At 67.0% G+C, this 12,605-nt stretch carries 9 protein-coding genes; 4 read left to right on the forward strand and 5 right to left on the reverse strand.

Annotated features, from left to right (window positions below; translation table 11 throughout):
* The 3 genes from QWZ14_RS02840 to QWZ14_RS02850 form a co-directional block, all read right to left on the reverse strand.
* A partial coding sequence (locus tag QWZ14_RS02840) for a DEAD/DEAH box helicase family protein (protein ID WP_290315054.1) occupies positions 1-629 on the reverse strand: 629 nt, incomplete at its 3' end.
* A gap of 319 nt (positions 630-948) precedes the next feature.
* Positions 949-2,409 (reverse strand): ABC transporter substrate-binding protein, encoded by a 1,461-nt coding sequence (locus tag QWZ14_RS02845; RefSeq protein WP_290315055.1) that lies wholly within the window; start codon positions 2,407-2,409, stop codon positions 949-951.
* A gap of 156 nt (positions 2,410-2,565) precedes the next feature.
* Entirely contained in the window at positions 2,566-4,896 is a 2,331-nt protein-coding gene (locus tag QWZ14_RS02850; protein ID WP_290315056.1) for a xanthine dehydrogenase family protein molybdopterin-binding subunit, read from the reverse strand.
* Between the two features lie 254 nt (positions 4,897-5,150).
* Between QWZ14_RS02850 and QWZ14_RS02855 the strand changes: the two genes are divergently transcribed.
* Entirely contained in the window at positions 5,151-6,101 is a 951-nt protein-coding gene (locus QWZ14_RS02855; RefSeq protein WP_290315057.1) for an IS630 family transposase, read from the forward strand.
* 132 nt (positions 6,102-6,233) lie between these two features.
* On the opposite strand, the gene QWZ14_RS02860 is transcribed toward QWZ14_RS02855, so the two are convergent.
* Positions 6,234-6,992, reverse strand: a complete 759-nt coding sequence (locus tag QWZ14_RS02860; RefSeq protein WP_290315058.1) for a hypothetical protein — start codon at positions 6,990-6,992, stop codon at positions 6,234-6,236.
* A gap of 1 nt (position 6,993) precedes the next feature.
* Positions 6,994-8,802 carry a class I SAM-dependent methyltransferase gene (locus QWZ14_RS02865; RefSeq protein ID WP_290315059.1) on the reverse strand — a complete coding sequence of 603 codons (1,809 nt, stop codon included), beginning with the start codon at positions 8,800-8,802 and terminating at the stop codon, positions 6,994-6,996.
* Between the two features lie 251 nt (positions 8,803-9,053).
* Here QWZ14_RS02865 and QWZ14_RS02870 point away from each other — a divergent pair, with 251 nt between their 5' ends.
* The 3 genes from QWZ14_RS02870 (at position 9,054) to QWZ14_RS02880 (ending at position 12,570) form a co-directional block, all read left to right on the forward strand.
* Positions 9,054-10,034 carry a Bug family tripartite tricarboxylate transporter substrate binding protein gene (locus tag QWZ14_RS02870; RefSeq protein WP_290315060.1) on the forward strand — a complete coding sequence of 327 codons (981 nt, stop codon included), beginning with the start codon at positions 9,054-9,056 and terminating at the stop codon, positions 10,032-10,034.
* A gap of 403 nt (positions 10,035-10,437) precedes the next feature.
* A complete protein-coding gene (locus tag QWZ14_RS02875; protein ID WP_290315061.1) occupies positions 10,438-11,682 on the forward strand; it encodes an ABC transporter substrate-binding protein in 1,245 nt (414 codons plus the stop codon).
* Positions 11,683-11,685: 3 nt separating this feature from the next.
* Positions 11,686-12,570, forward strand: coding sequence for an alpha/beta hydrolase (locus QWZ14_RS02880; RefSeq protein ID WP_290315062.1), 885 nt, complete (start codon positions 11,686-11,688; stop codon positions 12,568-12,570).
* Positions 12,571-12,605 lie beyond the last annotated feature (35 nt).

Consider the following 12,605-nt stretch of genomic DNA (forward strand, 5'->3'; position numbering starts at 1 on the left):
CCGGGCCCGGCTGTAGCCGACCACCGCCCAGCCCGGTGCTGCCAGGTCGACCTCCTGCCGACCACCGACGCTACGCCTATAGGGCAGCCAGAGGATTCGCCGCCCATCCGCCCGCTCCAGCGTGCCGGAGAGTAGCAGCCGCACTGCCGACAGCGCCAGCAGCGGCTCGATCGGCGCCGACCAGGCCGCGGCGACATCCTGGCGACATCCCGGCCGCCGGCGGCATCGGCCTCGTTGAGCCCCGGCAGGTGGTGGACCTCGTCGACCACCAGCAGGTAGCGATGCCGGCGGATGGCAGCCAGGTGCAGGTCCGGGGCTGCGGCGATCCCCTGATAAGTAGTCACATAGCCGGCCAAGCCCCGGCAGGGGTCGCCTGGCGTATTGTCGGCGGCCCGGACCGACAGGTCGTGCCCCAGGGCCTGCCGCCAGGCCGGGTCGGCGAAGACCTCCTCGGCCTGTAGCCGCAGGCTGTCACGTGGCACCACCCAGCAGATCCGCTCGCAGAGGCCGGCGGCAATCAGCGCCTGTGCCGCGAGGACCGGCAGCAGCGACTTGCCGCCGCCCGGGGTGACCGCGGCGAGGATGTCGCGCACCCCCGCCGCCTCGCCGGCGGCGATGGCACGGACCACGGCCAGAAGCTCGGCCTGATGGGTGCGCAGGGATCGTGGGATCAGGCTCGGCTCCTCGTGACAAATTGCCCGGCAGAATTTTGAGTCGGGCTGAGCAGACCCATGGCGACAACCTCGCGCGCTGCGTGCGGATCCCCAAGTTCCGAGCCTTCCAGACCGAGATTTCCCCCAAGGAAGACGTGTAAAGCCTCATGACCTCAGCCCGAGGTCATGAGGCTTTCTGCGTTCCGCGTCGACCTTGTCGGTGAATGCCGAGCAGCAAAGGATGATGTTGTGAGGCAATCGAAGCCTCCACCAGCACCACCCCATTCGCCGCCGGTCAGCGCTTCTCGATGTTCCAGTAAGCGATGAATGGCGCCTCCAGCAGGCCCTGGATGTTGCGACGATGCGCACTGGCCACGTCGAACTGCCCGGTCGGGATGTAGGGCAGGAACTCCCACATGCGGCGATGGAACGCCGCATAGGCACTGGTGCGGGCCGCATCGTCAGGCGCCGCGAAGAATGCCTGCCGGAGCTTTTCTCCCTCTGGGTCGCACGGGAACCCGGCCCAGGAGGACGCCGGACAGGAGACATCCACCGAGAGGTTGGTTAGCGGATGGAACCAGTAGGCCCCTGCGCCATAGTAGGTGAACAGGTGATAGCCGCCCTGGCCGATCGGCTTGTTCTGCACCTGGATGCGCGGGAACATCGCGGAGAAATCCATCATCTCCACATCGACGTCGACCCCGATCTGCCGCAGCCGCTGCTCGACGACCTGGGCCATCTGGCCGATGACCGGCAACTGCGGGGTCGCCACCAGAACCAGCTTCTCGCCGCGATACCCGGCCTCCCGCATCAAGGCGCGCGCCCGGGCGAGATCCGGCTGGCGATAGGGCTCCGACCCCACCTCGGTCGACATCGGGCCGCCACAGACGGTGAATGACCAGCAGGGCTGCGACGGCACCTTGTCGCCCGCAACCGCATCCAGCATCTCGCGCTGGTCGAACAGCAAGACGAGCGCCTGGCGGGCCCGGATGTCGTTAAACGGCGGCAGCTGGAAATTCGGCCGCACGAAGGTGACCGAGGGCAAAGAGGAGAGGCGGCGCACGGTGATGCGGCGCTGGGCGAGGAAGGGCGCCAAGTCGGGCGTCACCTGCTCCCAGATGTCGGCTTCCCCGGTCACCAGGGCATTGGCGGCCGTCACCGCATCCGGCATCACGATCCATTCGACCCGGTCCACCTTGACGGTCCGCGCCCCGGCCAGGCCATCGGCGGGCTCCGACCGCGGCTGGTAGTCGGGGTTGCGCTCGAAGACGGCGCGGTGGCCGATGACCCGCTCCCGGGGCAGGAAGCGGAATGGGCCGGAGCCGACGGGGTTGGGCAGCGGGCTGCCGATCGGTCGGGTGGCATCCGCTTCCGGCATGATGGCGGCAATCGGCGCGCCGGGACCGGCCAGGATGTACTCGACCAGCCCGAACGGCTCCTTCAGCGTGAGGACCATCTGGCGGGCATCGACTGCCTCCAGGGATGCCAGCCGCGCCTTGAGCTGGCCACCGATGGAGGTGCTGCCCATCCAGCGCTGCAGCGAGGCGACGACATCCCGGGAGGTGACCGGCAGGCCGTTGTGGAAGCGCAGGCCCTGGCGGAGGGACAACGTCCATTGCAGCCCATCGGCGCTGGCCTGGCTGCTTTCCAGCATCAGCAGCTGGGGACGCAACTGGCTGTCGAGCGCGAACAGCGTGTCGAACACCATCTGCGAGTAGATGCGGGAGACCAAGTTGGCACCGCGCGTCGGGTCCAACTCCGTCAGATCAGCGCTCGGCACCACCCGGAGGACCGAGGGCTGAGCCTGGGCGAGAGCAGGCCCGCTGCCTGACGATCCGCTCAGGGCGATGATGGCCAAGCCTACCAACAACCAGCGTCGCATTACCGCACCCTCATAGTTACACAAGCGTTATCAGGCAGCGGGAGGCGCCTCAATGCTGGCGGGGTCCTGCCGTCCCGCATCAGCATTCGCCTGCTGCAGGGCGGTCCAGATCCGGACCGGGGTGGCAGGCTGGGCATCGAGTCTGGTGCCCACCTGGGCCAAGGCGTCGTTGACCGCATTCATCAGCGCGCCGATGCCGCCCATGGTGCCGCCCTCGGACATGCCTTTGATGCCGGCCGGATTGCTCGGGCTCGGCACGTCCTGGTGCAGCAGTTCGAAGCTGGGTAGGTCGTCGGCACGGGCGATGGCATAATCCATGAAGCTGCCCGCGAGCGCCTGGCCGTCGGCGCCATAGGCCGCATGCTCCAGCATGGCACCGGACAGTCCCATGGCAGTCGCACCATGCGTCTGCCCCTCGACCACCATCGGATTGATGCGGGTGCCGCAGTCTTCGGCGGCGACGTAGCGCAGGATGCGGATGGCGCCGGTGGCGCGCTCGATCTCGACGGCGCAGGCATGGGTGCTGTTGGTATAGGTCGTCCCGGCCGGGTCGTAGGCGAGGATCTGGTGCAGGCCGGGCTCCATGCCGGGCAGCAGCCGCAGCGGGTCGAGATGGGCGGTCCGGGCGACCTGGGCCAGCGTAAGCCCTGTCTCCCGCCAGTCCCCGGCGACCTTGCGCAGCACCAGGCCACCGCGCAGGTCGAGCGCATCGGCGCTGTTCAGGTCGAGCAGGGCGGCGGCGATGGCCAGCACCTTCGCCTTGAGCTTCAGACCGGCCCCGTAGAGCGCACCGCCGCCGGCACTGGCCCCACGGGCGCCGCGGCTGCCCATGCCGTAGGGCGCGGTGTCGCTGTTGCCGATCTGCAGCTGGACCTCTTCGACGGCGGCGCCTAGGCCAGCGGCCGCAGTCTGCGCCAGGGTGGTCTGGTAGCCCTGGCCGGAACTCATCAGGCCGCAGGAGGCGATGACGGCGCCGGAGGGCTCGACCCGGATGCTGGCCATCTCGTGGCCCGACCCTGGGATGCCCGCGTCCCGGTAGAAGGCCGAGCTGTAGGTGTTGCTCTCCACCACCGTACAGAGCCCGATGCCGAGCAGGGTCTCCGAGGCCTCCCGGCCCGCCTGCTCGGCCCGTAGCGCGGCATAGCCCAGCCGTCCGACGGCGGCCTCGAGCGTCGCCAGCGGCGTCAGGCTGTTGTAGCGCTCGCCTGTGGCGGTGACCCAGGGGATGTCCCCGGGGGTGAGCGAGTTGCGCCGCCGCACCTCCAGCGCATCGAGACCAAGCGCGCGGGCAATGGCGTCGATCGTACCATCCATCACCCATGAGGTAATGGCCATCGGCGCCCGCATCGGGCCGGAGGGGCACTTGTTGGTCAGCCAGACCGAAACCTCGTAGCCGTATTCCTTGAAGCGGTAGGGGCCAGGCAGGATCATCGCGATGACCCGTGCCATGTAGTTTGCCGGGAAGAAGGACCAGGAGCCGAAGTCGGCATCGATGGCGCAGGTGAGCCCGAGGATGCGGCCATCGGCGGCAACCGCTGCCCGGGTGGTGACGACCTCCTCCCGCGCCTGGAGGCCGGCGGTCAGGTTCTCCCCCCGGGTCTCCCGCCAGCGCACCGGGCGGCGCAGCAGCCTGGCGGCGGCGGCCAGGCAGAGGTCCTCGCGGAGGGGAATGATCTTCTGCCCGAAGCCGCCGCCCATCTCGGGGCTGTCCACGGTGACCTGCCATTCCCTCAAGCCGAGCCGGGCGGCGATGGCGGTGCGGTAGGGGTGCGGCGCCTGGGTACCGAACCGCATGGTCAGGTGCTGGCGCCCGTTGTCCCAAATGGCCAGGCCGGAGCGCGGCTCCATCGGCACGTGGGTCTGCCGCTGCTGGCCGAAGCGCGCCTCAACAACACGGTCGGCCCGGGCGAAGGCGGCATCGAGGCCAGGGGTGACGAAGGACTGGAGGGAAACCCGGTTGGTAGGGAGTGCCGGATCCACCAACGCGGCATCCGTTGCCGATGCATCCCCAACCGAACTGATGGCGGGCAGCACCTCCCAAGTGATCTCCACCAGCTCCGCCGCATCGGCGGCGGCCATCAGCGTCTCGGCCAGGACGACGGCGACCGGATCACCGACGAAGCGGGCGGCGTCCAGCGGCAGGACGGGCATATCCATCGGCTGCAGCCCATCGATAGCGGGCGCCATGCGCTGGGTCGTCACATGGCTGGCGAGGTCTTTCCCGGTGAGGACGGCGGCGGCGCCAGGCAGGGCCAGGGCAGCGGCCGCATCGATCGCCACGATCCGGGCGTGGGCGTAAGGGCTACGGATGAAGATAGCATGCAGGCAGAGAGGTGGGGAGGGAATGTCGTCGGCGAACAAGCCTTCTCCGGCAAGCAGGCGCTGGTCTTCATGGCGACGCAAGGACTGGCCGATGGGGCCGCCCTTGGGTGGCGGGGGAATGGCAACCGAGTTGTTCGTCACAGGTGCGTCCATGCCACGCAATCCAGATCGTTTGGCAGGGCAGGGTCTAAGCAATTGGCCAATCCGGCAAGTGTAGGAGCCAACCCTAAAAGGACTTATTGATCCGGCCGTGGCGGTCTTGAAGGCGAGTAGGATCTGTCCAGGTTGGGTGCATGAAGCATGTGGACATGCGCAAGCTGCCGGCGGCGGCGCAAGAGGAACGTCGGCGACAGGTGATCGGGCTTCGCCAGGCCGGCCTGACCTATGGGGAGATCGCGGCGCAGGTTGGGCTGACCCAGACCGGGGTGTTCGACATCTGCAAGCGGTATTCCGAGCGGGGTAAGGCTGGGCTGAAGACCGGGCAGCGCGGGCCCGACCCGGGGTATGGCCGGCTCCTCACGGCCGAGCAGGAGGCGGAGACGCCGGACNGCTTCGGGGTGCGGCTGGCGGTGCGGACCATGGGCACCTACCTGGCGCGCTGGGGCTTCACCGCGCAGAAGCCGCTGCGGCGGGCTTATGAGCAGGACCCGGTGGCGGTGCGGCGCTGGCTGCGGCGGGAGTATCCGGCGATCGCCGTCCGGGCCAAGGCTGAAGGCGGCGCGATCTTCTGGGGTGACGAGATTGGTCTGCGCTCCGATGACGTGCGCGGCCGCGGCTACGCGCCGCCTGGCCACACGCCGGAGGTCCGGGTCAACCACCGACGGGCCAACCTCGGCCTGATCTCGGCGGTGACCAACAAGGGCGAGCTGCGCTGGATGGTGCTGGACGGCGCCATCAAGGCACCGGACCTGCTCCGCTTTCTTGCCCGGCTGGTCCGGGATGCCGACCGTAAGGTCTTCCTGATCCTCGACCGCCTGCCGGTCCATCGCTCGGCCAAGGTTCGTGACTGGCTCGTTGGGCGGGAGGCCGAGATCGAGGCGTTCTACCTCCCAGGGTACAGCCCGGAGCTGAACCCGGACGAGGGGCTCAACGGCGACCTGAAGCAGGCGGTCACCGGCAAGGCGCCGGCGCGCAGCAAGGCGCAGCTCAAGCGCGCCGCCATCAGCCACATGCGCAGGCTATCGAAGCTGCCCGACCGCGTCCGCAGCTTCTTCGGGCACAAGACCTTCCGCTACGCCGCCTGATTCAAGATCGCCACGGCCGGATCAATAAATCATCTGAATCGGCGGTGATTTTCTGGCCCTGTGAAGGATTCTCGAGGGTAGGAATGGCGTAAACGGCAGAGCAACGGCACGCAGCGGCTCGACGTCGACCGTTCAAAGACTCGACTGAGCGATCTCGGAGCTACGCCGGTTCACGCCCTCTTCGTTCAGGAGATCATCCGGGAAGAGCAGGTTGGCGACGCCAATCAGCAGATATTCGATGAAGGCGAGGGGGCAGGCGCCGAAATCCTGCCAGATACTTGGCGAGGCAGGTCCCCAGGGAATGCACCAAAAGCGCACCTCGAAGCGAGTGCGTGGCGCCGACGCCGGGGTTTCGACGAACAGCTGTCTCGCCCACCGCATGTACTTGGGCGTCGGCCGCCTGGGTTCGTGCCCGGCCAGGACCGCGCAGCTGAGGTCACCCATGTGATAGGCATAGCCGTAGCCCCAACGCGCGAACTTGCCGCTGTTGGTCCATCCACCCGTCGCGGTCTGGCTGATCGATTTCAGGTTCGCGGAAACCACCGTACCGTTCTTGCTGTGCCGACCGGCGCGCCCGATGTAGAGCGGCACGACATCGCCATTCCCGTCGAGACGCAGCATCAGGTAAAGCAGCCCCTCGAGGTCCTTGGGTTGTGCGCGCAGGATGTCCGCCACAACACCGCCGATCCTGGCGTCCATCGGCTCGGAGCGTCGCAACAGGGGGGTCGCCGACCTGCCGATGCGGGTTATCTCAACGGCACCATCAGGGGATGTGGCGAAGAGCGGCACGCTGTCCCGTGCGATGTGATGCGCGTCACAGAATTCCTGCCATAGCGCCATCTTGGAGCCCTGTTCAGGCACATCGGGTCCACCGACGCTTGGGTCACTCATGTTATCCGTTCCACTCCGGGACCTGCTGGTCCTGATGCAGGCGCAGGCGCTGCAAGCCAATAGCGGCATGGATCTCATCGAGATCAGGGATGCCCACCGCCCCGCCGATCGCCGGCAGGCTGGCCTTGGCCTCATCGGCAAAGCGCCGCGGTAGCGCGACACCTTCCACGGAAAGATAGGCCTGCCGCCACCAGGCCAGCATGCCGTCCTGGGCGCGGGCCAGGATCATGGCGGACGGCAACCGGTCGCGCTTCTGGTGCTGGTTGACCCGGCGGTGGGCCGGCAGAAGGTTCCACAGGTCCCCGCAGGGCCAAGCGGCCCAAGGCAGGCAGTGGTCGATATCAAGCACCGTCGCATCGAGACGCCTGCCGGTCCACACGCAGTACACCGGACTGCCCTGTTCCAGCGCCTGTAGGGCGATGCCCCGCGGCAGCGAGACATCCCGCACCGGATCCGCCCAGGTCATGGCGGCGCCGATCCGGCCTTCGTCCAGGACCCGTCCCTGCCGCTCGGCGTAGCCGCGCATCAAGCGCGCCCATTCAGCCATGAGGGCCGGCTCCACCCAGGCGGCGAAGCGCTGCATCGCCCGCCACAGGTCGCGCGGCACACGCATTTCGCCGAAGGCGGCCAGGTAGGCCGCATCCAGGACCAGGACGGCTGGGCGCGGTACCGCGCGCCCACGGGTCACTGGCAAGATCGGCCCGCCGTTGGGATAGGTCAGGTAGGTCGCGGGCATGCGGGTGATGGTGTCCGTGGCCTCACGCAGGGCCGCATGGATGGCATCCGCGGCGTCCGCCCGGAACTGCGCCCCGATACGAAGATCGAGGGGCGAGACGACGCCCACCAGCAGCGCCCGGAACCCTGCCTTGGCAAAGCCGAGGCCCTCCGCCTGCCGCTGGTTTGCCGGGGACTGCGGCAGGTCGGCGCTGACCAGGGGGAGGTAGAGGCGCAGCCAGTTCAGCGCGACCAGCCCCAGCGGCACCGTCACTTCGTCGGAGCCGGTATCCTGCGCCAATCCAGCCGCACCGTCGGCCGCCCGGCATAGTGCCCGCAGCAGGCCCAGCTTGTAGGTGGCACTCTTCTGGTCGTTGAGGATGGCGTGCCGCAGTAGCGGCAGAGCTCCAGTTCCGTCGTCGGGCAGCCGCAGCGCCACATGCGTCCAGGTGACGTCCGCGCGGCCCATGGCGTCGGCGGCCTCGGCGGTCCGCACCACGGCAACCCCATGGGCCCGGGCGAGCGTCTCGATCTCGGCCAGCGACACCGGATGTATGTCCCGCTCCGGCTCGGCGGGGCCATGCCGCAGGGTGATCGCCAGCAGCCCTCCCGACTTCAGCAAGGCGACGAGCTTGCGGAAAGCGCGGGGCCGGTCGGCCGGGGCAATATGCTGCCATACCCCGCTGAGCAGAATGGCGTCCGCGGCCAGACCGAGGCGGAGCGTCGCCGTCAACGCCGGCAGGCGGTCCTCCAGCCAGCGGATCCGCGTGTCACCATGCAGCCGCTGGCCCTGCTGGCGCATGCTGCCCGATGGCTCGACCGCCAGCACCTCGTGGCCCTGCGCCGCGAGCCAAGCGGCATCCCGTCCGCTTCCAGCGCCAACATCCAGGATGAGGCCCGGCGCCACCGGCAGCAGGTCAGTGAGCCAGGCATGCACGTCGCCTGCGGCAAATGTCTCATACTGGTTGGCAAGCCTCTCGGCGCGCCCGTCGTACCAGGCGATGGCCTTGTCGGGAGGAAGGGTCAGGGGGCTATCCGGCAAGGCCGTTGAAGGGCTGAAGTATCGGGTCGTGCGCTGGGCGTGTCCACTGATCATCCTCGCTGGTGACCATGCCTGCCAGGGGCCAGCCGAGCCTGATGAAGGCGTGCCCAATCCCAAGGCTGTGCCGCCACGCTGCCCCGCACTGCACCGCTCGTCAGCCGATTTCTGGATGAAATAGCCGATATACCCGCCAGCGACGGATGAGGGCTTCTGTTCTGCCGCTGGCGCTCAAGCGTCGGCATCGCCAGCGCGACCGCCATCTGACAACCTAAACTGAATGGCCAGACCCATGGGGAGGAAGCAAAATGGGGATTACGACGCGCAGATCCGTGTTGAGTGTAGCGGCACTGCTGCAGGCGTCTGCCGTGCGCCATGCCCAAGCACAAGACTTTCCGAGCCGGCCGATATCCTGGGTGGTACCTTTTCCACCAGGCGGCATCACTGATACCTCGTCCCGCTTGGTCGCCCGGCCACTCGGTGCCTTCCTTGGTCAGCAGGTGATCATCGACAACCGCCCCGGTGCGGGCGGCAGCATCGGAACTGAAATGGCGGCCCGCAGTACGGCGGATGGCTACACGATCCTCTACGGTACGCAGGGCACTCTGGCGACCAACCCGGTACTTTATCAAAATATCAACTACGACGCTTTGCGCGACTTCGTGCCTGTACATGGTCTGACGGAAACGCCGCTGCTGCTGGTGACCAGCCCGGAGCGGCGAATAAGATCGCTGGCGGAGTTGATCGCCCGGGCCAAGGCCAAGCCGGGAGAGATAACCTACTCCTCCTCAGGCATCGGTACGGGCACGCACATGGCGGCCGAGCTTTTCCAGCTCGAAGCAGGCGTGGAACTGACGCATGTGCCTTATCAGGGCAGTGCCCCAGCACTGAACGATCTGGTCGCCGGCCGGGTGGATATTATGTTTGACTACCTGGTAGCAACGCGGGGCCACATTGCCGAAGTGCGGTTGCGGTCTCTGGTGACGACAGGCAGCACGCGTATGCCTGGGCTTCCCGATGTGCCCACCCTGGGCGAGCTTGGGCTCGCCGGCGCCGAAACCACAAGCTGGTCGAGCATCATGGTACCGGCCGCCACGCCGGCGCAGGTGGTGTTGCGCCTCACTGCTGGGATGCAGGCCGCTCTGTCAGACACCAAGGTTCGGGAGACGCTGACCAGCACCGGCAGCTCACCGCTTATGCTGGCGGGTGTCCCACTACGCCAGTTCGTCGAACGCGACATTGCGCGCTGGCGCGCCGTGGTCGAACGCTCCGGCGCGAAGGCTGGCTGAGGGGCGTACCTCATTCTCAACGCATACGTTCCGCTACGGCGATAATCCGGTGCTGGAGTGGTGCATGAGCAACGTGGTCGGCAAGGCGGATTGGCGGGGCAAATTGTACTCAAGCGTCCGAAATCAACGCGACCTTGTCACCAAGCCTGTTCATTTGTCCGGTTCCGATTCCTGAACATTCGGGATGCTCTGACCGGCATCTCCGCACCATCTTACGAAGCCGGCGCCCGGCCGCTAGCCGCCTTCTGCGCGGCTAGCGGCACACACGTACCCGGAACGGAACTGGATGACTCGCGTCAGGCGGGGCGTTCCAGCAGGGCCCGCTTGCCTGATGTGCCGGAGCGGCGCGATGCTGGTGCGGAGGCGGCCGATGAAGAGCCCATCCCGATAAGGAGGAACACCTATGACCCTATCCCGTCGCGCGGCGGTAGGCGCCGGATTGGCCAGTGCCGCGGTATATGCTGGGCCACTCTCGGCGCAGCCGCGCAGCCCCGAGCAGACGCTGCGCGTCGGGCTGCTGCATGATATGTCCGGCGCCTACCGTGACATTTCCGGGCCCACTAGCGTTGCCTGTGCGCGCCAGGCCATTCGTGAATTCCAGGCCAACAACGCGGATGTAGGGGTGGATCTGCTGGTCGCCGACCACCAAAATAAATCCGATGTTGGCTTGGCGATAGCCCGGCAATGGTTCGACCGGGACAACGTGGACCTGGTACTTGGCGTTAGCAATTCCGCCCTGGCGATCGCTCTCAAGCCAGTGGTCGAGCAGAAGGACAAGGTGCATATCAACAGCTCCGCCGCCACGTCGGCGCTCACCTCGGAATATTGCAGCCCAAACTCCATCCACTGGAGCTACGATACCTACTGCCTCTCGCATGCGACCGGCGAGCCCCTGGTGAAGCAAGGATACGATAGCTGGTTTTTCATTACGCCAAACTACGCTTTCGGCCACATGCTGCAGGCCGATACCACGCATTCGGTTGAGACCAGCGGCGGCCGCGTCGTTGGCGCCGTCACCTACCCCTTCCCAGAGACAACTGATTTTTCTGCTTTCTTGCTCCAGGCACAGGCGAGTGGAGCCAAGGTCGTCGCCTTCCTCGGCGCCGGCACGGATTTCGTCAATGCGGTGAAGCAAGCGGCGGAATTCGGCTTAATGCGGGGTAAGCTGCGCTTCGTCGGGCTGACCGGCTACATCAACAGCGTCATGTCGCTCGGTCTTGCTGCGGCGCAGGGTCTGACGCAGACCGAAACCTTCTACTGGGATCTCAACGACCGTACGCGGGCCTTCATGGCCCGGTTGCGGCCCGAGTTGCCGCCGAATACCTTCCCCTGTCACAATCAGGCTGGCGACTATTCAGGCCTGCTGCATTACCTGAAGGCGGCCAAGGCTATAGGCGTCCCGCGCGCCAGGTCATCCGGCCGGGCCGTCGTCGCTACCATGAAGGACATGCCGACCGATGACGACGCGTTCGGCACCGGCACTATCCGCCGCGATGGGCGAAAACTGCATCCAACCTATCTTTTCACTGTAAAATCACCCGCGGAGAGCCGCGCGCCTGGCGATGTTTACAAGGTGCTGGCCGTGACCTCCGCCGAGCGGTCTTTCCGTTCGATCGAGGATGGAAAATGCTCCATGGCGAAGTCCTGAGCTATGCCGGACCCAGGGATCGAGGCCATCCGCGCCTTACTCGCTGCTCGCCCACGCCCAACGGAACTGGCCGAACGCCGCCGTAGGCTGGATGCACTCGGCACGCAGTACGCGCTGGCCGCCGATGTGCAGATCGAACCGGTCAGCGCAAACGGCGTCCCCGCCGAATGGAACAGCACACCCGGCGCCGAGGCGTCCCGCGTGCTACTTTTCTTGCATGGTGGCGGCTATGTGGCCGGCTCGTTGCGTAGCCATCGGTCTATGGTGGCGGAGGCAGGACGCGCAGCGGGCTTGCGTTGCCTCGCGCTCGACTACCGACTGGCGCCGGAGCATCCATTTCCCGCCGCGGTGGAGGATGCCGTCTCCGGCTACCGCTACCTGTTGGACCAGGGCTTCACTCCGCCACGCATCGCCTTTGGCGGCGACAGCGCGGGTGGTGGGCTCGCCGCCGCGACGCTGGTAGCCATCCGCGAGCAGGGCCTTCCCATGCCCGCCTGCGGCTGGCTGGTCTCACCCTGGGTCGACCTCGAGAGCACAGGTGAGAGCATGGTCAGCAAGGCGGGCGTCGACCCCATGGTGCAGAAGCCCTACCTGTTGGAGATCGCCGCTCTCTATCTCAGCGGCGCCGGGCCACGCACGCCACTTGCCTCACCGCTGCATGCCACGCTCCACGGTTTGCCGCCGTTGCTGGTTCAGGTTGGGGCGTCAGAAACCCTGCTTGATGACGCTGTGATGTTTACCCGCCGCGCCGGGGCCGAGGATGTCGCGGTTACGCTGGAGATCTGGCCTGAGATGATCCACGTCTGGCATCTCTTCCATCCAAAGGTTGAAGGCGGACGCAAGGCACTCGCCGCCGCCGGGGACTTCCTGCAGCGCCACCTCGGCTAAGCTCGAGTTTGGCCATTCATGCGGCGTGGCAGAGG

Source organism: Paeniroseomonas aquatica (assembly GCF_030409335.1).
GTDB lineage: Bacteria > Pseudomonadota > Alphaproteobacteria > Acetobacterales > Acetobacteraceae > Belnapia > Belnapia aquatica.

Coding starts and splice junctions, on each gene's coding strand:
- QWZ14_RS02875 (WP_290315061.1), top strand. CDS start 10,438: ATGACCCTATCCCGTCGCGCGGCGGTAGGCGCCGGATTGGCCAGTGCC.
- QWZ14_RS02880 (WP_290315062.1), top strand. CDS start 11,686: ATGCCGGACCCAGGGATCGAGGCCATCCGCGCCTTACTCGCTGCTCGC.
- QWZ14_RS02860 (WP_290315058.1), bottom strand. CDS start 6,992: ATGAGTGACCCAAGCGTCGGTGGACCCGATGTGCCTGAACAGGGCTCC.
- QWZ14_RS02870 (WP_290315060.1), top strand. CDS start 9,054: ATGGGGATTACGACGCGCAGATCCGTGTTGAGTGTAGCGGCACTGCTG.
- QWZ14_RS02865 (WP_290315059.1), bottom strand. CDS start 8,802: ATGATCAGTGGACACGCCCAGCGCACGACCCGATACTTCAGCCCTTCA.